Genomic DNA, 20656 nt, shown 5'->3' with positions numbered 1-20656 from the left:
TGGACCAGCTCATTACCCTTCAACAGCGTGAGTTGGATTTGATAAAAGAAGGAAAAAAGACTCTGCTTTCAAAAATGTTTCCAAAGGACGGAGAAAATTTTCCGGAAATCCGTTTTCCTGGCTTTACTAACGCTTGGGAACAGCGGAAGCTGGGGGAGGTGGCAGAACGGGTTACGAGAAAAAATAAAAATTTGGAATCTGAATTACCTTTAACTATTTCCGCTCAACATGGACTAATTAACCAAGAAACTTTCTTTAATAAGAAGGTTGCTAGTAAGGATGTTAGCGGATATTATCTATTGAAAAAAGGAGAATTTGCGTATAATAAATCTTATTCGTCAGATTATCCATGGGGTGCAGTTAAAAGATTGGAAAACTATGAAATGGGAGTATTATCAACATTATATATTGTTTTTAGACCCAATTCTATAGATTCAGATTTTTTAGCTGTATATTATGATTCTCCAAAATGGCATAAGGAAGTTTCTATGAGAGCAGCAGAAGGAGCAAGAAATCATGGACTTTTAAATATTTCCCCCCAAGATTTCTTTGATACGGAGCTACTATTTCCTGTTAATCATCCCGAACAAACGGCCATCGGTTCCTTCTTCCAAGAGCTGGACCAGCTCATTACCCTTCAACAGCGTGAGCTAGAGATGCTGAAAACAATGAAATCAACATTACTGAAAGCGATGTTTGCATAATAGAAAGGATACAAAATTCGTATGAGTACAGCAAATGACATTACAACAAAACTTTGGGCAATGGCCAATAAACTACGTGGGACGATGGACGCTAGTGAGTATAAAAATTATATCCTTCCTTTTATGTTCTATCGTTATCTATCTGAAAACCAAGATGTCTATTTGGCTCAAAATGGTCTGGAAGAGTTTTACGATGTGACAGACGAAGAAGAGCAAGAAGACTACTTAGAAGATATTAGTAGTAATCTTGGTTATGCGATTAAGCCAGAGTATACCTGGGGGCGTTTGGTAGCGAAAATCGAAAACCATCGGATCAAGGCGAGCGATTTCCAAGATATGTTTGACTCTTTTGAGACACAAGCTAAGCGTAATCCTATGGCTGAGCAAGATTTTGCAAATGTCTTTTCAGATATCAATCTTGGAGATACCCGATTGGGTTCGAGCACTAACGAGCGCGCCAAGGCACTTAACGACATTGTTCTCATGATTCATGAGTTTAGCTTCAAGGATGAGTCTGGACGCGATATTTTGGGAGATGTGTATGAATATCTTATCGGTCAATTTGCGGCTAATGCTGGGAAAAAAGGCGGTGAGTTTTATACGCCGCATGAGGTTAGTCAGATCTTGGCAAAACTTGTCACAGTGGATGCGAAGGAAAATGACGATCAGTTTCGAGTGTATGATCCTACTATGGGTTCAGGTTCCTTACTTTTAACAGTGCAAAAAGAATTGCCAGAAGGGGAGCGTGAAGGTAGTGTTGACTTTTACGGTCAAGAACTCAACACTACGACCTATAACCTTGCGCGTATGAATCTTATGATGCATGGTGTTAACTATCGCAATATGAATCTCAAACGGGGAGATACACTAGATACGGATTGGCCTTTTGCTGAAAAAGATGGTATTCAACTTCCGCTTAAGTTTGACGCTGTTGTAGCTAATCCACCATATTCTCAAAAGTGGGAGATTAAGAGTATCGATCGTTCCAAAGATTCACGTTTCAAGTTTGGTGTTGCTCCTGCTTCTAAGGCGGATTACGCTTTTATCTTGCATGGCCTTTACCATTTGGAAAGTAGTGGAACGATGGCAATTGTGCTTCCGCACGGTGTTCTCTTTAGGGGAGCAGCTGAAGGGAAGATTCGCCAAAAGATTATTGATGAGAATCTTCTCCACGCTGTTATCGGTCTGCCTGCCAATCTATTCTATGGGGCAAGTATTCCGACTTGTGTGCTTGTTTTTAAAGGTCGTAAAGCACGTGGTGAGTGCTCTGATGTTTTGTTTATCGATGCGTCCAGTGATTTTGAAAAAGGAAAAAATCAAAACAAGCTGACAGCAGATAACATAACTAAAATCATTGAGACGTATCATGAACGTGAACATGTCGATAAGTATGCTCATGTTGCTAGTCTTGAGGAAATCAAGGAGAACGACTATAATCTCAATATTCCTCGTTATGTAGATACTTTTGAAGAGGAAGAAGTAGTTCCTTTGTCAGAAGTTGCACAAGAATTAACCCAAGTCCGAGCTGAAATAGAAGCAACCTCAGCTAGTCTCTTTAAACTTTTAGGAGAACTGGAAGGAACAACTGAGGAAGCAAAAAACGAACTAGCAAAGTTTGTAGAGCTCCTCAAAGGATAAAAAATGCTGAACTGCTTCCTATCGAAGCAGTTTTTTGCCGGAACCAAGAACGGATGAACGCTTGGGAACAGCGGAAGTTGGGGGCTTACCTTACTGTTTCAAAAAATAGAAATGTAGATGGTGAGTATGATAAAAGTGATGTTTTATCTGTTTCAGGTGATTATGGGATTGTTAATCAGATTAAGTTTCAAGGTAGGTCATTTGCAGGTGCTTCTGTCTTACCGTATGGTATTGTAGAAACTGGAGATGTTGTTTATACAAAGAGTCCTTTAAAAGCTAATCCGTATGGGATTATAAAAACGAACCATGGTAAAAATGGAATTGTTTCCACATTGTATGCTGTTTATAAAGTTAATAATGGTTCAAATGGAATATTTGTGGAGTATTATTTTGATGACAATTTACGATTAAATAAATATTTGAAACCATTAGTTAATAAAGGAGCAAAAAATGACATGAAAGTCACTGATGAAAATGTTTTAAAAGGTGATGTCATTTTCCCCTCCTTCCCCGAGCAAACTGTCATCGGTTCCTTCTTCCAAGAGCTGGATCAGCTCATTACCCTTCAACAGCGTGAGTGATTCCTACTTAATTGAGACTAGATAGTGATCGCATAATCAAATCAATATCTTGATTTTCAAGTTCTTGGATAATATGAAGGTATGTTTTTTGAGTAGTGGTCATGCTAGCATGCCCTAGTCGTCTAGCAACACTAGCAATTGAAACACCAGCAAAAAGCAGAAGTGAAGCATGGGTATGCCGCAGACCGTGTAAAGTAATCACGGGAACTTTGGCTTCCTTACATCTCTTCTCTAAGACGTTATTTATAGTAGAATTGTATATTTTCCCATGAACAAAGATAGGTTGTTCCAAAGGGAGATCACGCGTTAGTTCGGCAAATTGGATAACAGTTTGCCAATCTAATTGAATTTTTCGAACAGAAGAACGATTTTTCGTTGGTGCAAATTCTCCAACTTCTTTATAATTCCAAGTTTTATTAATACTGAGTAGTTGATGAGGAAAGTCAAAGTCAGCTGGTGTGATGCCCAGAGCTTCAGAAAAACGAATTCCAGTCTTAGCTGTTAGTAATATGAGCCAATCCCAGTTGAGATGATTAGATAGCTTTAAATGAGTTAAGAGTGTATGAAGTTCAAACTGATTGAGGTATTTTGGCTTCTTTTCTCGAGGATTTTTCCCTTTAATAATGGCCTTACGAGTAGGATCGTGAGTGATTAACCCTTCATCTACAGCATCCATAATCGCACTTTTAAGCTGATGGTGAAAATCCATTGTTGTGACACGTTCATGCTCTTTTGCGTAGTTATTGAGTAACTGTTGATAAACGATACGATTTACATCGCATAGTTTTAGATCAGGTGCTAGTTCTTGTAGCCAGTGCAGGGTCATTTTGTATTTTTGTAAAGTAACATTTCGGATGGCTCCTTCTTTGTAAATGGTAATCCATTGTTTGTAGTAGGTATGTAGGTAGTCGTTTGGAGTTATTTTAGCTAACATTTGGAAATTCCTTTCTAATAGGTTGGTGTATACTAATGGCTCGCCTCATTAGTATCATACTACTTTTATCAGCTGTTTAAAAATATGATTGTGGAGGGATAGCAAAAAACTCACAAGCAAGTTTCGCTCAGAATCTTGTTTGTGAGTTTTTCTTATTCATTCCTCGTACTCTCTCTCAAAGTCAGTCTGGTTCCCAGCATGGTTAGGCTAGGGATTTTGCGACCGTGTAGAACTTCCTTGTTAAGAATATCCATCCCTGCTCGGCCCATTTCCTCGGTATAGACAGTGATACTGGAGAGGGGGGGATAGACCTGCTTGGTCAGGCTAGTGTCGTTAAAAGAAATGAGGCTGACGCGGTCTGGTAGGCTGATTCCAGCTTCTTGAAGGGCACGAAGGGCACCGATGGCTAAACTATCGCTGGCTGCGAAAAAGGCTGGTGGGAGTTGTTCTCCTAGCTTGTGAATGGCCTCCTTCATCAAGTCATAGCCAGACTGGGCAGTAAAGCTCCCCTGAAAGACCAGTTCTTTATGGTAGATTCCATTTGCTTGGGTATAGTCTTTGAAATTCTCTAGCCGCTTATCCTGGATAATTTCTTCCTGGTCGGTTGTTTCCTCAAGGCCTGTGAGAATTCCAATACGGTTCATCCCTTGGCTGAGGAAATGGTCTACAACTTGTTTCACAGCAGTGTAAAAGTCAGTGATAATACAGGTATGACCTAGTGAGAGGGTGTCGCTGTCTATAAAGACTAAAGGTTTTTGGTATTCTTCAAAGGCGGCAATCTGATCTCGGCTAAATTTTCCGATGCAGAGAATGCCAATCACTTCCTCGCTGAGGGTAAAAGGATGATCGTTAAAATAGCGCAAGATATCATAGTCCAGTTCTTGGGCTCTTTTTTCAATACCGAGACGAATCTGATAGTAGTAGAGATCGTCCAACTCCCCTTGTTCGCTGACCCATTGGATAATGGCAATCTTTTGCTTGGGTTTGTGGGATTCGCCTGTCTTGAGGTGCTTAGTATAGCCCAGCTCTTCCGCGACAGTTAAAATACGGTGTCTGGTTTCTTCTGTAACAGATAGGCTCTGGTCGCGATTGAGGACACGAGATACGGTCGCGATAGAGACAGAGGCTAGCTGTGCGATATCTTTTAAGGTAGCCATAAATCCTCCTCCTTTTAGGTTAGTATATCATATTTTTCTGCTTTTTACTGATAGTTTAGTAAAAGTTTAGTAAAAAGGATTGACCTTGGTAAATCCCTTGGATACAATAGAAGAAAACGATTACACGTTAAGGCGACTTAACGAACAGTCAAAGGAGAATTTATATGACACAAGATCTTACTACTGAAGCCCTTCGCAAAGACTTTCTTGCCGTTTTTGGTCAAGAAGCAGACCAAACTTTCTTTTCACCAGGCCGTATCAATTTGATTGGTGAACACACGGATTACAATGGTGGACATGTTTTCCCAGCAGCTATTTCCTTGGGAACTTATGGGGCGGCTCGCAAACGTGACGACCAAGTTTTGCGTTTCTACTCAGCCAACTTTGAGGACAAGGGTATCATTGAAGTGCCTCTTACTGACCTCAAGTTTGAAAAAGAGCACAGCTGGACCAACTATCCAAAAGGGGTTCTTCATTTCTTGCAAGAAGCAGGTCATGTCATTGACAAAGGTTTTGATTTTTATGTCTTTGGGAATATCCCAAATGGTTCAGGTTTGTCATCATCAGCGTCCTTGGAACTCTTGACTGGTGTTGTGGCAGAGCATCTCTTTGGTTTAAAACTAGACCGTTTGGATTTGGTTAAAATCGGAAAACAAACAGAAAACAACTTTATTGGAGTCAACTCTGGTATCATGGACCAGTTTGCTATCGGTATGGGTGCTGACCAACGGGCCATTTACCTGGATACCAATACGTTAGAATATGACTTGGTGCCACTTGATTTGAAGGACAATGTTGTTGTTATCATGAACACTAATAAACGTCGTGAATTGGCGGACTCTAAGTACAATGAACGCCGTGCTGAGTGTGAAAAAGCTGTGGAAGAATTGCAAGCTGCCATGGATATTCAGACCTTGGGTGAATTGGATGAGTGGGCCTTTGACCAATATAGCTATCTGATTAAAGATGAAAATCGCTTAAAACGTGCTCGCCATGCTGTGCTTGAAAACCAACGTACCCTCAAAGCGCAAGCAGCTCTTCAGGCAGGTGATTTGGAAACCTTTGGTCGTTTGATGAATGCTTCTCACGTTTCTCTAGAACATGACTATGAAGTAACTGGCTTGGAATTGGATACCCTTGTTCACGCAGCTTGGGTACAAGAAGGTGTTCTCGGTGCTCGTATGACAGGAGCTGGTTTTGGTGGCTGTGCCATTGCCTTGGTGCAAAAAGATGCTGTTGAGGCCTTTAAGGAAGCTGTAGGCAAGCACTACGAGGAAGTCGTTGGATATGCTCCAAGCTTCTATATCGCTGAAGTTGCAGGTGGCACTCGCGTCCTTGACTAGTTAAAAGGAGGCTCTATCGTGACCTTAGTAGATAAATTTGTAACACACGTTATTGCTGAAAGTTCATTTGAGGAAATGGATCGCATCTACCTGACCAATCGTGTCTTAGCACGGGTGGGCGAAGGAGTTTTGGAAGTTGAGACTGATATGGATAAATTGATTGACCTCAAGGACCAGCTTGTTGAGGAAGCCGTTTGCATGGAAACGATTGAAGATAGTCTGGCTGCGCGCGAAATTCTCGGTGCTGACCTCATGGACTTGGTAACGCCGTGTCCGAGCCAGGTTAATCGTGACTTTTGGACAACCTATGCCCAGTCACCAGAGCAGGCAATTGCAGACTTCTACCAACTCAGTCAGAAAAATGACTACATCAAACTAAAGGCTATCGCAAAGAATATTGCTTATCGTGTTCCGTCTGACTACGGTGAACTAGAGATTACCATCAATCTCTCTAAGCCTGAAAAGGATCCAAAAGAGATTGCAGCAGCCAAGTTGGTGCAAGCTAGCAATTATCCTCAGTGTCAGCTTTGTCTAGAGAATGAGGGCTACCATGGTCGGGTCAACCACCCAGCTCGAAGCAACCACCGTATTATCCGTTTTGAAATGGCTGGGCAGGAGTGGGGCTTCCAGTATTCGCCCTATGCTTATTTTAATGAGCACTGTATTTTCTTAGACGGCCAGCACCGTCCCATGGCTATCAGCCGTCAGAGCTTTGAGCGTCTGCTGGCGATTGTAGAGCAGTTTCCAGGCTATTTTGCAGGTTCGAATGCCGACCTGCCAATCGTGGGAGGCTCTATTCTCACCCATGACCACTATCAGGGAGGCCGTCACGTATTTCCTATGGAATTGGCTCCCTTGCAAAAGACTTTCCGATTTGCTGGTTTTGAACAGGTCAAGGCTGGGATTGTCAAGTGGCCTATGTCAGTGCTTCGTTTGACTTCGGATTCCAAAGAGAATTTGATCAACTTGGCTGACAAGATTTTGCAGGAATGGCGGCAATATTCAGACTCTGAAGTACAGATTTTGTCAGAGACAGACGGGACACCACACCATACCATTACCCCCATTGCCCGTAAACGCGATGGACAGTTTGAGTTGGACTTGGTCTTGCGAGACAATCAGACATCGCCAGAGCATCCTGATGGCATCTATCATCCCCACAAGGATGTCCAACATATCAAGAAGGAAAATATCGGCTTGATTGAGGTCATGGGCTTGGCTATTTTGCCACCACGTCTGAAAGCAGAAGTGGAGCAAGTTGCCAGCTATCTTGTAGGCGATGATGAAGCAGTTGCCTCTTATCATCAGGAATGGGCAGACCAGCTCAAAGATCAACATCCGGACCTAGCGGATAAAGAAAAAGCCCTTGAAATCGTCAAGGACTCTGTGGGCGCTATTTTTGCGCGTGTTTTGGAGGACGCAGGGGTTTACAAGCAGACGGAACAAGGACAGGTAGCCTTTATGCGCTTTGTAGAACAGGTCGGAATTTTACCAGACTAGGAGCTTTCTCCTTGCACAGTCCTATAAAAAGTAGTATCATAGTGTCGTTTGAACTATCAGGAGGAAACGATGAAAGATTTTCATTTTGACGCTATATCGGCCTTTGAAAATTACGAAATAGAAAAAATGAGAGATGGTCATGTTGTGGTGACGACAAAAGTAGTGGACTCGTCGCTCAACTATTATGGCAATGCCCATGGTGGCTATCTCTTCACCCTTTGTGACCAAATCAGTGGTTTGGTAGTCATCTCTCTAGGGCTTGATGGAGTGACGCTCCAATCCTCTATCAACTACCTCAAGGCAGGAAAACTTGACGATGTACTGACCATTAAAGGAGAATGTGTCCATCATGGTCGCACAACTTGTGTCGTGGATGTCGATATTACCAATCAAGATGGCAGAAATGTCTGCAAGGCAACCTTCACCATGTTTGTCACGGGCCAACGGTCAGAAGATAGACAGGTAAGGATATAGAGAAACAAAAAAAGAGGCTCACACCTCTTTTTCTTATTTCTTTTTCCGGTTTAATACTGCATTGAGTACAATGGCGAGTAGGCTGGCTACGACGATTCCGTTTGAGAAGAACATTTGGAAGGCTGTCGGCATGCTGACAAAGAGATTACTATTGTTTAGACCTACACCTGCAGCGATGGATACAGCTGCGATAAGGAAGTTATGTTCATTGTTAGTAAAGTCAACGCGGGCGAGGATTTGCATCCCTTGAAGGGAAACAAAACCAAACATCACCAGCATGGCCCCTCCAAGGACAGGGCTTGGAATGGTTTGGGCGAGCGCGCCAAACTTAGGAAGGAGTCCAAGGAGGACTAGAAAACCAGCTGCGTAGTAGATTGGCAGGCGAGTCTTGATACCTGACAATTTAACCAAACCAACGTTTTGTGAAAATCCTGTGTAAGGGAAGGTGTTAAAGATTCCTCCGAGAAGTACGGCTAAACCTTCTGCACGGTAACCGTTACGCAGGCGCGTGCTGTCGATTGGGTCATTGGTGATATCAGACAAGGCCAGGTAAACACCAGTGGACTCAACCATAGAAACCGTTGCAATGATACACATCATGACAATAGATGAGATTTCAAAGGTTGGCATCCCAAAGTAGAGGGGAGTTGGGACATGGACAAGTGGTGCTGCCGCAACAGGGGAGAAATCAACCAAGCCCATGGTAGCAGCAATGGCAGTTCCAACAACCAGACCAATCAAAATGGAGATAGACTTGATGAATCCTTTGGTAAAGATGTTGATCAAGAGGATGATTAGAACAGTGATGGCTGCAAGCAAGAGACTTTGACCAGTTGGCTCTGGAACGTTATTTCCCATATTTCCAATAGCGACAGGAATCAAGGTTAAACCAATCGTGGTAATGACAGAGCCTGTTACGATAGAAGGGAAAAGATTAGCTACTTTTGAGAAGATGCCTGAAATCAGAACTACATAAATCCCTGAAACGATAAGGGCACCAAACATAGCACCGCTACCGTGACTCTGCCCAATCATAATCAAGGGAGCAACCGACTGGAAGGCAACCCCGAGAACGACTGGTAGTCCAATCCCAAAGTATTTGTTGAGTTGGAGTTGAAGGAAGGTGGCCACCCCACACATGAAGATATCTGTGGAGATTAGGTAGGTCAATTGCTCAGCTGAATAGCCCAGAGCTGTCGCAATCATGATGGGAACCAGGATGGATCCTGAGTACATGGCTAATAAGTGTTGCAAGCCAAGAACGGCTGCTTGTGAGTGTTTTTCTTGTTTTTGCATTAGAGATCTGCCTCCTTAAATACGACCTGACCATTTTCGAAACGATCCAAGCGAGCCAGTGATAGGACTGGATATCCTGCTTTTTCAAGCAAATCACGACCATCTTGGAAAGATTTTTCAATCACGATACCTATCGCTTCAACTTTTGCTCCGGCTTGTTCGATGATTTGGATCAAGCCTTTGGCCGCTTGGCCATTAGCAAGGAAATCATCGATAATCAAGACCTTGTCCTCAGGTGAGAGGAATTTTACAGCGATGGAAACGGTGCTGGTCACCTGCTTGGTAAAGGAGTAGACTTGGGCGGTTAAGATACCTTCGTTCATGGTGATGTTTTTAGCTTTCTTGGCGAAAATCATGGGAACGTTTAAGGCTTCAGCTGTAAAAACGGCTGGTGCAATGCCTGACGCTTCAATCGTTACAACCTTGGTAATGCCAGCAGAAGCGAATTTGTCCGCAAATACCTTACCAATCTCTCGCATCAAGCTAAAGTCAACTTGATGGGTTAAAAAGGAATCCACCTTGAGGATATTATCACCCAAGATATGCCCATCCTCGAGGATGCGCTCTTCTAATAATTTCATAAGACCTCCTAAAGTCTAAAAGATGCTTCATTTGCTTGTCTAAATGTTTCTAAAGTGATTTAGTTTGCTAATAATGTATATGTATAATACTAGTGCGAGCGAAGCGAGTTTTACTAGATATTTCCCGCTGTAGTGGTATCATAGACAATAATCTTGTTATTGTATATGACGGGATTTTTGAGAGTAAAATAGTTCGGGGAACTATTTTAGCCTAAGCCTAGAAATGAAAGAGCTAGGGGCTCAAAAATTAGGGATGAATTTCCGAAGGAAGTTGCTCCCGTCCGCACTAATTAAGGGAAATATTAAAAATATTTAGTTTACACTTAAAGGCGTGATTTAACAAAAATATTCAAAAAGGACTTACTTAATCCCCTAAGTAAGTCCTCAAAATAGGCATGGCCAAAACCATACCTTCAGCTGACATACTCATTGTTAGGTGTTCCGGCACCTTGTAGAAACGTCGTGCCAATTCACGACATAAACAAGTAAAATGATATTTAATTTTAAATAGGCTGTTGCCAATGTTTTTATTTTACACCAATTAGCTTTATAAATCAAATATTTTGTTAGCAAATAGATCATAAAAGCGAACGAATAAAAGGCTGCAATACTAGATAGTATTGTAGCCTTTTATTCTTCTATTCGCTAAATCTTAAAAAATAACCATCTGGATCCAAAACTGCAAATTCATGAGGATAGATATAATGATCTCCAACACGAAATGTTCTCTTAGTCAAAGGACGATAAATAGGATAGTTGGCTTCCAGCAGTTTTTGGTGGAGTTGAGGGACATCTTCAATGCCAAAGGAAATATTGACACCGCGCCCGAAAGGATAGGTTAGTTGGGCTAATTCTTCTGTGCTGCCTTCTTCTAGCATAAGTTGGCAGTCTTCAAGCGAGAGGAAGAGAAATTTCTCCTCTGGACGCTCGTATTCGACAGAAAATCCCAGCAAGTCGCAGTAGAAGTGGCGTGACTTTTCGAGGTCAGATACTACAAATTCAGGAATGACAGCTTGATAGTCCATTAGCTTTCTCCTTAGAGCTCAATTTCCAATACAATCGGCGTATGGTCTTGACGCGCACCCGAGTCAATCATGTCAGACTTGGTCACCTTGTCAGCCACGCGGTTGCTAGTGAGCCAGTAGTCGATTCTCCAGCCTGTATTGTTGATTTTAGAAGTCTTGCTACGTTGCGCCCACCAAGTGTAACGCTCAGGGACATCACTGTGAATGTGGCGGAAGGTGTCTGTAAATCCAGTTGCTAAAAGGTTGGTAAACCCAGCACGTTCCTCGTCTGTAAATCCAGGCGAACGGCGGTTGCTGGCAGGATTTGCAAGGTCGATTTCCTTGTGAGCTACGTTGTAGTCTCCAGTTGCAAGGACTGGTTTTTCTTTGTCTAGTTGCGCCAAATACTCAGCGTATTTGACATCCCAGACTTGGCGTTCTTCCAAGCGTTTGAGACCGTCGCCAGCGTTTGGTGTGTATACTTGGGTTACGAAAAATGTATCAAATTCCAAGGTGATGATGCGGCCTTCCAAGTCCATGGTAGAAGGAGCACCGATTTCTGGGAAGCTAATCGTTGGTGTGAGTTCTTTCTTATAGAGGAACATGGTTCCAGCGTAGCCTTTGCGAGCAGGTTCTTGAGAGGAACGCCAAGTGTTTTCATAACCTGGGAAGAGTTCTTCAAGTACTTCTAGGTGTTTCTTAGTAGGGCCCTTGGCAGAAAGCTTGGTTTCTTGGATAGCGATAATATCAGCATTTTCGGCTACCAAGATTTGTAGGACTTCTTGGGACAATTTCGCGCGAGCTGAGTCACTAGTTAGGGCTGCGTTGAGGGAATCAATATTCCATGAGATGAGTTTCATAAAGTTACCTTTTTCATTCAGATTATAGATTTTATTATACCAAAAAAAGGTCTATTTCCCCAACGTATGGCTTGAAAAATCACTCTCTTTCGTTTATAATTAAGAATGATTTTATGAAAGGGAGTGAAAATAAATGAAATTTTACTCATATGACTATGTACTTAGCCAAATCAGTCAGCAAAATGGCATCATGATTGGCTTTGGAATTGTTCTCCTAGCTATCACAGGATTTTTTGCTTTTAAAGCCTATCGAGATAAAAAGGGGACTAAGTTTCGGGAATTGGTCATGATTTTGGCCTTGACCTTGGTGGCCATGCTTTTGGTGACAATCTCAAAATACCAGACCAATCAAGCCTCTAACAACCAATTTCAAACTTCACTTCATTTCATAGAGGTTGTTTCCAAAGACTTGGGAGTGGATAAATCAGAAGTTTATGTCAATACTTCTGCAGCCACTGATGGAGCACTTATCAAGGTAGGTTCAAATTTCTATCGTGCCATGAACGGGAGCCAACCAGACAAGTATCTTTTAGAGAAATTAGAATTGCATCAAACAGACGCTATTGAATTGGTGGAGGTAAACAAATGACACTCAATTATATGGAAATTTTAATCAAACTGGCCTTGGGTCTTTTCTCTCTTGTTTTTGTTATTAATGTGACAGGAAAGGGGAATCTAGCACCTAACTCTGCTACAGACCAAATTCAGAACTATGTTCTTGGTGGTATCATCGGTGGGGTGATTTACAATAGTTCAATCAGCATTCTGCAGTACGCAGTGATTTTGATGATGTGGACGATTTTGGTCTTGACCCTCAAGTGGCTCAATAACAATGTTCGTTTTGTCAAACGCTTGATTGATGGAAAACCAACTCTCCTTATCAAAAATGGGCAGATTGACCCAGAAGCCTGTCGTTCAGTTGGTTTGTCTGCAGCAGAAGTTGCTCTCAAACTTCGTAGCCAAGGAATTTTCCAGATGAAACAGGTCAAACGAGCTGTGCAGGAGCAAAATGGCCAACTCATCGTGATCCAAATGGGAGATGAAAATCCTAAGTATCCAGTTGTGACTGACGGTGTGATCCAAGTCGATGTTTTGGAATATATTGGCCGTAGCGAAGAGTGGTTGCTTGATAATCTCAGCAAACAAGGGCATGACAATGTGGCCAATATCTTTATCGCTGAGTATGACAAGGGTGCTGTCACAGTTGTAACCTATGAATAAGAAAAACCTGGGGTCTTGGCCTCAGGTTTCAATTTGCAATCAGAAAGGGATTTTATGTCCATTATTCAAAAACTTTGGTGGTTTTTCAAGTTAGAAAAACGCCGTTATCTAGTCGGGATTGTGGCCCTGGTTTTGGTTTCCGTCCTCAACCTCATTCCCCCCATGGTTATGGGGCGGGTGATTGATGCCATTACATCGGGGCAATTAACCCATCAGGACCTCCTTCTTAATCTATTTTATCTGCTGCTGGCAGCCTTTGGGATGTACTATCTGCGCTATGTTTGGCGCATGTATATCCTTGGAACTTCCTACCGTCTGGGGCAGATTATGCGCTCTCGATTGTTTGAGCATTTCACAAAAATGTCGCCAGCCTTTTATCAGACCTATCGAACTGGAGACCTGATGGCACACGCCACCAATGATATCAATGCCCTAACTCGTCTCGCAGGTGGAGGAGTCATGTCAGCAGTGGATGCTTCCATCACGGCGCTGGTGACTTTGCTGACCATGCTTTTTAGTATTTCATGGCAAATGACCCTAGTTGCCATTTTACCCTTACCTTTCATGGCTTATGCGACCAGTCGTCTAGGGAGAAAGACCCACAAGGCCTTTGGCGAATCCCAAGCTGCCTTTTCCGAACTTAATAACAAGGTACAGGAGTCTGTATCAGGTATTAAAGTGACCAAGTCTTTCGGTTACCAGGCGGACGAGTTGAAGTCCTTTCAGGCAGTCAATGAATTGACCTTCCAGAAGAACCTGCAAACCATGAAATACGATAGTCTCTTTGACCCTATGGTTCTCTTATTTGTTGGTTCATCCTATGTGTTAACCCTCTTGGTCGGCTCCTTGATGGTTCAGGAGGGACAGATTACAGTTGGTAATCTAGTTACCTTTATCAGCTACTTGGATATGCTAGTTTGGCCTCTTATGGCCATCGGCTTCCTCTTTAATATTACCCAGCGAGGGAAGGTTTCTTACCAGAGAATTGAGGAACTTTTGTCTCAGGAATCACCTGTACAGGACCCTGAGTTTCCTTTAGATGGAATTGAAAACGGGCGCTTGCAGTATGCCGTTGATAGTTTTGCATTTGAAAATGAGGAAACACTGACAAATGTTCACTTTAGTTTGGAAAAAGGGCAAACTCTGGGATTGGTCGGGCAAACAGGCTCTGGAAAAACGTCCTTGATTAAGCTCCTCTTGCGTGAGTACGATGTGGATAAGGGAGCCATTTATCTAAACGGTCACGATATTCGCGATTATCGTCTGACAGATCTTCGTAGTCTTATGGGCTATGTTCCTCAGGACCAGTTCCTCTTTGCGACTTCGATTTTAGACAATATCTGCTTTGGTAATCCTGACCTGCCTTTATCAGAAGTCGAGGAAGCGACTAAGCTAGCTCAAGTTTATCAAGACATTGTAGACATGCCTCAGGGATTTGAGACCATTATCGGTGAAAAGGGAGTCAGTCTTTCTGGTGGTCAAAAGCAGCGTCTGGCCATGAGTCGGGCGATGATTTTAGATCCAGATATCTTGATTTTGGATGATTCTTTGTCGGCCGTGGATGCCAAGACAGAATATGCGATTATTGACAACCTTAAGGAGACGCGAAAGGACAAGACAACCATTATTACGGCTCATCGCCTGAGTGCAGTTGTCCATGCAGATCTAATCTTGGTTCTGCAAAATGGTCAAATTATCGAACGAGGCACACACGAAGACTTGCTAGCTTTGGATGGCTGGTATGCCCAAACCTACCAGTCTCAGCAGCTGGAAATGAAAGGAGAAGAAGATGCAGAATAAGAAAGAACAATGGACTGTATTGAAGCGCTTGATGTCCTATCTCAAGCCTTACGGCCTCCTGACCTTTTTGGCACTCAGTTTTCTCCTAGCGACGACGGTCATTAAAAGTGTCATTCCCCTTGTGGCTTCCCACTTTATCGACCAGTATCTGAGTAATCTTAACCAACTAGCCATTACCGTTTTGCTGGCCTACTATGGCCTTTATATTCTACAAACTGTAGTTCAGTATGTCGGTAATCTTCTCTTTGCGCGGGTATCCTACAGTATCGTTAGGGATATTCGTCGCGATGCCTTTGATAATATGGAGAAGCTGGGCATGTCTTACTTTGACAAGACGCCAGCAGGCTCTATTGTCTCTCGTTTGACAAATGACACCGAGACGATCAGTGATATGTTTTCGGGGATTTTATCCAGCTTTATTTCAGCAGTTTTCATCTTTCTGACAACTCTGTATACCATGTTGGTATTGGATTTTCGTTTGACAGCTTTAGTCTTGCTCTTTCTCCCCTTGATTTTCCTTTTGGTCAATCTCTATCGAAAAAAATCAGTGAAAATCATTGAGAAAACCAGAAGTCTCTTGTCAGATATCAATAGCAAGCTGGCCGAAAACATCGAGGGAATCAGAATAATCCAGGCCTTTAATCAAGAGAAGCGCCTACAGTCAGAGTTTGATGAAATCAACCAAGAACACTTGGTCTATGCCAACCGTTCTGTAGCCTTGGATGCCCTCTTTTTGCGCCCTGCCATGAGTTTGCTGAAACTTTTAGGTTATGCTGTCTTGATGGCCTATTTTGGCTACCGTGGGCTTTATCTGGGAATAACAGCAGGAACTATGTATGCCTTTATCCAGTACATCAATCGTCTCTTTGACCCCTTGATTGAGGTGACGCAAAACTTTTCAACCCTTCAAACTTCTATGGTTTCTGCAGGCCGTGTTTTTGCCTTGATTGATGAGAGGACCTATGAACCCCTTCAAAAGGATAGCCAAGCAAAGATTACAGAAGGCAATATTCGTTTTGAACATGTGTGTTTCTCATATGATGGCAAACACCCGATTCTGGATGACATTTCTTTTTCAGTTAACAAGGGGGAAACCATTGCCTTTGTAGGTCATACAGGTTCGGGGAAATCATCTATTATCAATGTCCTCATGCGTTTTTATGAATTTCAGTCAGGCCGAGTTCTCTTGGATGGTGTGGATATTAGGGACTACAGTCAGGAAGAGCTGAGAAAGAACATCGGTCTGGTCTTGCAGGATCCCTTCCTCTATCATGGGACTATCAAGTCCAATATCGCCATGTACCAAGACATTAGTGATGATCAGGTCCAGGCTGCGGCTGCCTTTGTCGATGCAGATTCCTTTATTCAGGAGCTTCCGCAGGGTTATAATGCACCTGTATCTGAGCGTGGTTCGAGCTTTTCTACTGGCCAACGCCAGCTTCTTGCCTTTGCCAGAACAGTTGCTAGTCAACCTAAAATCCTGATTTTGGATGAAGCGACAGCCAATATTGATTCGGAAACAGAAAGTTTGGTTCAAGATTCCCTAGCTAAGATGAGACAGGGTCGGACGACCATTGCTATTGCTCATCGCCTTTCGACCATCCAAGACGCCAACTGTATCTACGTTTTGGACAAGGGGCGCATCATCGAGAGTGGAACCCATGAGGAACTCTTGGACTTGGGAGGAACCTATCACAAGATGTATAGCTTGCAGGCAGGGGCTCTTACCTAAAGAAGAATTCCTTTAAATTACAGATTTCTTGCACCGCCTTTTCCATTTTGTGGTATAATGAAAAATGTTGACAAATAGTATAATAAAAACAAAGGAGAAACAGCATGCTGAAATGGGAAGACTTGCCCGTGGAAATGCAATCAAGCGAGGTTGAGTCTTATTACCAGCTTGTCTCTAAAAGGAAGGGGTCGCTGATTTTCAAGCGTTGCCTGGATTGGGTTCTGGCCCTGTTTTTGCTACTTTTGACTTCTCCCGTCTTTCTTATCTTGAGCATTTGGATCAAGTTGGATAGCAAGGGACCAGTCATTTATAAGCAAGAGCGCGTGACCCAGTATAACCGTCCGTTCAAGATTTGGAAGTTCCGTACCATGGTAACGGATGCGGATAAAAAAGGAAGTCTGGTGACTTCTGCTAACGATAGTCGCATTACCAAGGTGGGAAATTTTATTCGCCGTGTGCGCTTGGACGAACTGCCTCAGTTGGTCAATGTTCTTAAAGGCGAAATGTCCTTTGTTGGGACAAGGCCTGAAGTGCCACGTTACACAGAGCAGTATAGTCCTGAAATGATGGCGACCTTGCTCTTGCCGGCAGGAATCACCTCTCCAGCCAGCATCAACTACAAGGATGAGGATACGATCATCAGTCAAATGACGGAGAAAGGTCTAACGGTTGATCAGGCCTATGTCGAACACGTCCTACCTGAAAAGATGCGCTATAACCTCGCCTATCTCCGAGAGTTTAGTTTCCTTGGAGACATCAAAATCATGTTTCAAACCGTGTTTGAGGTACTAAAATAAAGTAGTCATGAGAAAATGAGTACAGATAAAAGGAGCAAATCAATGCCAAATTACAATATTCCATTTTCACCACCCGATATTACAGAAGCAGAAATTGCTGAAGTAGCGGATACCCTTCGTTCTGGTTGGATCACAACAGGTCCGAAGACAAAAGAACTGGAGCGTCGCTTGTCTCTTTACACACAGACACCTAAGACTGTCTGTCTCAACTCTGCGACTGCGGCTCTTGAGTTGATTTTACGTGTTTTGGAAGTGGGACCAGGTGATGAAGTCATCGTTCCAGCCATGACCTATACAGCTTCATGTAGTGTCATCACACACGTGGGAGCAACACCTGTCATGGTGGATATCCAAGCAGATACTTTTGAAATGGACTATGACTTGCTTGAGCAAGCCATTACTGAGAAAACTAAGGTGATCATCCCAGTAGACCTTGCAGGGATTGTTTGCGACTATGACCGTTTGTTCCAAGTCGTGGAGAAGAAACGGGACCTCTTTACTGCATCAAGCAAGTGGCAAAAAGCCTTTAACCGTATCGTGATTGTCTCTGATAGTGCCCATGCTTTGGGATCAACTTATAAAGGACAACCTGCTGGTTCTATCGCTGACTTTACTTCCTTCTCATTCCATGCCGTTAAGAACTTTACAACTGCTGAGGGAGGAAGTGCGACTTGGAAGGCCAATCCAGCTATTGACGATGAAGAGATGTACAAGGAATTCCAGATTCTTTCGCTTCATGGTCAAACTAAGGATGCTCTTGCTAAGATGCAACTGGGCTCATGGGAATACGATATAGTCACACCAGCCTACAAGTGCAATATGACAGATATCATGGCTTCTCTTGGTTTGGTACAATTGGACCGTTACCCAGCTTTGCTACAACGTCGTAAGGACATCGTGGACCGCTATGATCGTGGTTTTGCGGGTACTCGTATTCACCCACTTGCACACAAGACTGATACGGTCGAATCTTCACGCCACCTCTACATCACTCATGTAGAAGGAGCAAGTTTAGAAGAACGCAACCTTATCATCCAAGAATTGGCCAAAGCAGGAATTGCAAGTAATGTTCACTACAAACCGCTTCCGCTCTTGACAGCCTATAAGAATCTTGGCTTTGATATGGCAGATTATCCAAGAGCCTATGCCTTCTTTGAAAATGAAATCACGCTCCCACTTCATACAAAATTAAGCGATGAAGAAGTTGATTACATCGTTAAGACTTTGGTGAGAATTTCCGAAGAAATCCTCGATTCTGGAAAAAAATCATAAAAAATCTTGACAAAAAGCGGACAATAACATATAATATTCTCAATAAATCAGAAAAGTAGTTATTTTTGATCTTCAGGGAGCCTGTGGTGATTGTGAACAGGTGGTTGGAAGTAGTGAAAGTGGGCTGATTTTAAAAATGAATTTGAAACAATAAAAATTCGGTGCGCACACCTTACAGTGCAACTTGTTGTTAGACAAGGTAGAGATGTAAAGGGGATAGTCCCTTTATAATTGAGGTGGCACCGCGTTACTAACGCCCTCACACAGAAGTAGATTCTGTGTGTGGGCTTTTTTCTTTCGGTCATTTTGTTTATCTTTTATTAGGGCGTTAAGTCGCTTTGATGAACTTGAGTTCTATCTGCAGCTCCTTGCCTACTACTAAAAGCAAACAAAACGGCCGGATTAATATGGAAAGAGGAAATTTTTATGACAACTAAAGGATATTTTGGACAATTTGGTGGTAGTTTTGTACCGGAGCCGATTCAGGCTTTGTTGGATGAGTTAGAAGTGACATTTGACAAATACAAGGATGATCCAGAATTTTTGGCAGAATTTCGCCATTACTTGAAGGATTATTCAGGTCGTGAAACACCGCTCTATTTTGCAGAAAGTTTGACAGACCACCTAGGTGGAGCTAAGATTTATCTCAAGCGCGAAGACCTGAACCACCTTGGTTCTCACAAGCTTAACAACGTTCTAGGTCAAATCCTTCTTGCCAAACGTATGGGCAAAAAACGAGTGATCGCAGAAACAGGAGCTGGTCAGCACGGTGTTGCGACAGCAGCTGCTGCAGCCAAGTTTGGTATGGCCTGTGATGTCTATATGGGGGCAGAGGATGTGGAGCGTCAACGTCTCAATGTTTTCCGTATGGAGATGATGGGAGCAACTGTTCACGCAGTTGAAACGGGAACGCGAACTCTCAAGGATGCGGTTGATGCAGCCTTTGGAGCATGGATGAATGACCTTGAAGCCTTCTACGTTTTGGGATCTGCTGTAGGACCTCATCCTTATCCTACCATTGTTCATGAATTCCAAAAGGTCATCAGTGAAGAATCTCGTCGCCAAATCTTGGAAAAAGAAGGCCGTTTACCAGACTACGTCATTGCCTGTGTAGGTGGTGGTTCCAATGCTATCGGTGCTTTTTCGCAGTATGTGGCTGATGAAGAAGTCAAATTGGTTGGGGTCGAAGCTGCCGGTCATGGACTTGACACAGACAAGCATGCAGCCACTATGACAAAAGGTAGTGTCGGAATTGTCGATGGTATGAAGACCTATGCAGTCTTTAAGGAAGACGGAGAGCTGGCGCCAGTTTACTCTATCTCAGCTGGTTTGGACTATCCAGGGGTTGGCCCAGAACACGCCTACTTCAAAGATTCTGGCCGCGTAGAATACGTAGCAGCGACAGACGAAGAAGCTGTTCAAGCCTTGCTCCTTCTTAGTAAGACAGAAGGGATTATCCCAGCGATTGAAAGTTCACACGCCATCGCAGAAGCGGTTAAACGTGCACCGAAACTAAGTAAAGATGACATTATCATCATCAATGTCTCTGGTCGTGGAGACAAGGACGTAGCTGCTATTGCAGACTACCTAGAAGCTAAAAAATAAGAGATGGAAAAATTACAGTCTTTTCTCTCACAGAGAGCTTGTGGTTGCTGGAAACAAGCAGAGAAAGCTGTAAGGTTGGGTCCATCTGAAACGAGAGAAGAAAACATAATTCTCAAGGGAGTGCCCTTTATCGCACAGCCTGTTACAGGAAGGTTCT

At 43.0% G+C, this 20656-nt stretch carries 18 protein-coding genes, 1 pseudogene, 1 riboswitch and 2 other annotated features (1 of these 22 running past the window's edge); of the genes and pseudogenes, 13 read left to right on the top strand and 6 right to left on the bottom strand.

What is annotated here, in order from left to right; genetic code table 11:
* The 3 genes and pseudogenes from HMPREF2991_RS00280 to HMPREF2991_RS00270 form a co-directional block, all read left to right on the top strand.
* A pseudogene (locus tag HMPREF2991_RS00280) lies at window positions 1–704 on the top strand (restriction endonuclease subunit S); the annotation flags it as partial.
* A gap of 21 nt (window positions 705–725) precedes the next feature.
* The gene (locus HMPREF2991_RS00275; protein WP_070567111.1) at window positions 726–2342 is read left to right on the top strand and encodes a type I restriction-modification system subunit M; all 1617 of its coding nucleotides are present in this window, start codon (window positions 726–728) and stop codon (window positions 2340–2342) included.
* A gap of 53 nt (window positions 2343–2395) precedes the next feature.
* Window positions 2396–2923, top strand: a complete 528-nt coding sequence (locus HMPREF2991_RS00270) for a restriction endonuclease subunit S domain-containing protein (RefSeq protein WP_070683207.1) — start codon at window positions 2396–2398, stop codon at window positions 2921–2923.
* Window positions 2924–2930: 7 nt separating this feature from the next.
* Here the strand turns inward: HMPREF2991_RS00270 and HMPREF2991_RS00265 are convergent, their stop codons facing one another.
* A complete protein-coding gene (locus HMPREF2991_RS00265) occupies window positions 2931–3857 on the bottom strand; it encodes a site-specific integrase (RefSeq protein WP_070568172.1) in 927 nt (308 codons plus the stop codon).
* 152 nt (window positions 3858–4009) lie between these two features.
* Window positions 4010–5014 (bottom strand): DNA-binding transcriptional regulator GalR, encoded by a 1005-nt coding sequence (gene galR / locus HMPREF2991_RS00260; RefSeq protein ID WP_070568175.1) that lies wholly within the window; start codon window positions 5012–5014, stop codon window positions 4010–4012.
* Between the two features lie 164 nt (window positions 5015–5178).
* On the opposite strand from galR, the gene HMPREF2991_RS00255 reads away from it, so the two are divergent.
* From HMPREF2991_RS00255 to HMPREF2991_RS00245, 3 genes are all read left to right on the top strand, one after another.
* Complete coding sequence (locus HMPREF2991_RS00255) at window positions 5179–6357, top strand: galactokinase (protein WP_070568178.1); 1179 nt, start codon at window positions 5179–5181, stop codon at window positions 6355–6357.
* 18 nt (window positions 6358–6375) lie between these two features.
* The gene (locus HMPREF2991_RS00250) at window positions 6376–7857 is read left to right on the top strand and encodes a UDP-glucose--hexose-1-phosphate uridylyltransferase (protein WP_070568181.1); all 1482 of its coding nucleotides are present in this window, start codon (window positions 6376–6378) and stop codon (window positions 7855–7857) included.
* Window positions 7858–7926: 69 nt separating this feature from the next.
* On the top strand, window positions 7927–8331 hold the full coding sequence (locus HMPREF2991_RS00245) for a PaaI family thioesterase (protein ID WP_070568184.1): 405 nt from the start codon (window positions 7927–7929) through the stop codon (window positions 8329–8331).
* A 33-nt stretch (window positions 8332–8364) separates the two neighbouring features.
* Here HMPREF2991_RS00245 and HMPREF2991_RS00240 read toward each other — a convergent pair whose 3' ends face one another.
* The 4 genes from HMPREF2991_RS00240 to HMPREF2991_RS00225 all read right to left on the bottom strand — a co-directional run bounded on the left by HMPREF2991_RS00240 (window position 8365) and on the right by HMPREF2991_RS00225 (window position 12072).
* Window positions 8365–9627 carry a nucleobase:cation symporter-2 family protein gene (locus tag HMPREF2991_RS00240; protein ID WP_070568187.1) on the bottom strand — a complete coding sequence of 421 codons (1263 nt, stop codon included), beginning with the start codon at window positions 9625–9627 and terminating at the stop codon, window positions 8365–8367.
* A complete protein-coding gene (locus tag HMPREF2991_RS00235; protein ID WP_049489605.1) occupies window positions 9627–10208 on the bottom strand; it encodes a xanthine phosphoribosyltransferase in 582 nt (193 codons plus the stop codon). The genes HMPREF2991_RS00240 and HMPREF2991_RS00235 overlap by 1 nt, the downstream gene beginning before the upstream one ends.
* A 409-nt stretch (window positions 10209–10617) precedes the next feature.
* A riboswitch (purine riboswitch) is annotated at window positions 10618–10713 on the bottom strand.
* Window positions 10714–10846: 133 nt separating this feature from the next.
* Window positions 10847–11233, bottom strand: coding sequence for a bleomycin resistance protein (locus HMPREF2991_RS00230; RefSeq protein ID WP_000386238.1), 387 nt, complete (start codon window positions 11231–11233; stop codon window positions 10847–10849).
* 11 nt (window positions 11234–11244) lie between these two features.
* Entirely contained in the window at window positions 11245–12072 is an 828-nt protein-coding gene (locus tag HMPREF2991_RS00225; RefSeq protein ID WP_070568190.1) for an exodeoxyribonuclease III, read from the bottom strand.
* A gap of 133 nt (window positions 12073–12205) precedes the next feature.
* Here HMPREF2991_RS00225 and HMPREF2991_RS00220 point away from each other — a divergent pair, with 133 nt between their 5' ends.
* The 7 genes from HMPREF2991_RS00220 to trpB all read left to right on the top strand — a co-directional run bounded on the left by HMPREF2991_RS00220 (window position 12206) and on the right by trpB (window position 20499).
* Window positions 12206–12661, top strand: coding sequence for a DUF3290 family protein (locus tag HMPREF2991_RS00220; protein ID WP_000675329.1), 456 nt, complete (start codon window positions 12206–12208; stop codon window positions 12659–12661).
* Entirely contained in the window at window positions 12658–13293 is a 636-nt protein-coding gene (locus tag HMPREF2991_RS00215; protein WP_070568193.1) for a DUF421 domain-containing protein, read from the top strand. The genes HMPREF2991_RS00220 and HMPREF2991_RS00215 overlap by 4 nt, the downstream gene beginning before the upstream one ends.
* Before the next feature lie 54 nt (window positions 13294–13347).
* The gene (locus tag HMPREF2991_RS00210; RefSeq protein WP_070568196.1) at window positions 13348–15093 is read left to right on the top strand and encodes an ABC transporter ATP-binding protein; all 1746 of its coding nucleotides are present in this window, start codon (window positions 13348–13350) and stop codon (window positions 15091–15093) included.
* Window positions 15083–16825: an ABC transporter ATP-binding protein gene (locus HMPREF2991_RS00205; protein ID WP_070568199.1), complete on the top strand. Its 1743-nt coding sequence runs from the start codon at window positions 15083–15085 to the stop codon at window positions 16823–16825. The genes HMPREF2991_RS00210 and HMPREF2991_RS00205 overlap by 11 nt, the downstream gene beginning before the upstream one ends.
* Window positions 16826–16929: 104 nt before the next feature.
* A complete protein-coding gene (locus tag HMPREF2991_RS00200) occupies window positions 16930–17622 on the top strand; it encodes a sugar transferase (protein ID WP_000922222.1) in 693 nt (230 codons plus the stop codon).
* 42 nt (window positions 17623–17664) lie between these two features.
* Window positions 17665–18894, top strand: a complete 1230-nt coding sequence (locus HMPREF2991_RS00195; RefSeq protein WP_070568201.1) for a DegT/DnrJ/EryC1/StrS family aminotransferase — start codon at window positions 17665–17667, stop codon at window positions 18892–18894.
* 33 nt (window positions 18895–18927) lie between these two features.
* Window positions 18928–19158 (top strand) — a binding site (T-box leader).
* 162 nt (window positions 19159–19320) lie between these two features.
* Window positions 19321–20499: a tryptophan synthase subunit beta gene (gene trpB / locus HMPREF2991_RS00190; RefSeq protein WP_000208442.1), complete on the top strand. Its 1179-nt coding sequence runs from the start codon at window positions 19321–19323 to the stop codon at window positions 20497–20499.
* Window positions 20490–20656 (top strand) — a binding site (T-box leader); it runs 65 nt beyond the window's last position. Its footprint overlaps the gene before it by 10 nt.

The sequence above is a fragment of the Streptococcus sp. HMSC072D07 genome, assembly GCF_001814835.1.
GTDB lineage: Bacteria > Bacillota > Bacilli > Lactobacillales > Streptococcaceae > Streptococcus.
The sequence above is the reverse complement of the archived record's forward strand: the minus strand, read 5'-3'. Positions and strand labels throughout refer to the sequence as shown.

Excerpts from the sequence above, each read along its gene's own strand:
- HMPREF2991_RS00205 (WP_070568199.1), top strand. The coding sequence starts at position 15,083 with ATGCAGAATAAGAAAGAACAATGGACTGTATTGAAGCGCTTGATGTCC.
- trpB (WP_000208442.1), top strand. The coding sequence starts at position 19,321 with ATGACAACTAAAGGATATTTTGGACAATTTGGTGGTAGTTTTGTACCG.
- HMPREF2991_RS00235 (WP_049489605.1), bottom strand. The coding sequence starts at position 10,208 with ATGAAATTATTAGAAGAGCGCATCCTCGAGGATGGGCATATCTTGGGT.
- HMPREF2991_RS00215 (WP_070568193.1), top strand. The coding sequence starts at position 12,658 with ATGACACTCAATTATATGGAAATTTTAATCAAACTGGCCTTGGGTCTT.
- HMPREF2991_RS00195 (WP_070568201.1), top strand. The coding sequence starts at position 17,665 with ATGCCAAATTACAATATTCCATTTTCACCACCCGATATTACAGAAGCA.
- HMPREF2991_RS00230 (WP_000386238.1), bottom strand. The coding sequence starts at position 11,233 with ATGGACTATCAAGCTGTCATTCCTGAATTTGTAGTATCTGACCTCGAA.
- HMPREF2991_RS00275 (WP_070567111.1), top strand. The coding sequence starts at position 726 with ATGAGTACAGCAAATGACATTACAACAAAACTTTGGGCAATGGCCAAT.
- HMPREF2991_RS00270 (WP_070683207.1), top strand. The coding sequence starts at position 2,396 with ATGAACGCTTGGGAACAGCGGAAGTTGGGGGCTTACCTTACTGTTTCA.
- HMPREF2991_RS00220 (WP_000675329.1), top strand. The coding sequence starts at position 12,206 with ATGAAATTTTACTCATATGACTATGTACTTAGCCAAATCAGTCAGCAA.
- HMPREF2991_RS00240 (WP_070568187.1), bottom strand. The coding sequence starts at position 9,627 with ATGCAAAAACAAGAAAAACACTCACAAGCAGCCGTTCTTGGCTTGCAA.
- galR (WP_070568175.1), bottom strand. The coding sequence starts at position 5,014 with ATGGCTACCTTAAAAGATATCGCACAGCTAGCCTCTGTCTCTATCGCG.
- HMPREF2991_RS00210 (WP_070568196.1), top strand. The coding sequence starts at position 13,348 with ATGTCCATTATTCAAAAACTTTGGTGGTTTTTCAAGTTAGAAAAACGC.
- HMPREF2991_RS00255 (WP_070568178.1), top strand. The coding sequence starts at position 5,179 with ATGACACAAGATCTTACTACTGAAGCCCTTCGCAAAGACTTTCTTGCC.
- HMPREF2991_RS00245 (WP_070568184.1), top strand. The coding sequence starts at position 7,927 with ATGAAAGATTTTCATTTTGACGCTATATCGGCCTTTGAAAATTACGAA.
- HMPREF2991_RS00225 (WP_070568190.1), bottom strand. The coding sequence starts at position 12,072 with ATGAAACTCATCTCATGGAATATTGATTCCCTCAACGCAGCCCTAACT.
- HMPREF2991_RS00200 (WP_000922222.1), top strand. The coding sequence starts at position 16,930 with ATGCTGAAATGGGAAGACTTGCCCGTGGAAATGCAATCAAGCGAGGTT.
- HMPREF2991_RS00265 (WP_070568172.1), bottom strand. The coding sequence starts at position 3,857 with ATGTTAGCTAAAATAACTCCAAACGACTACCTACATACCTACTACAAA.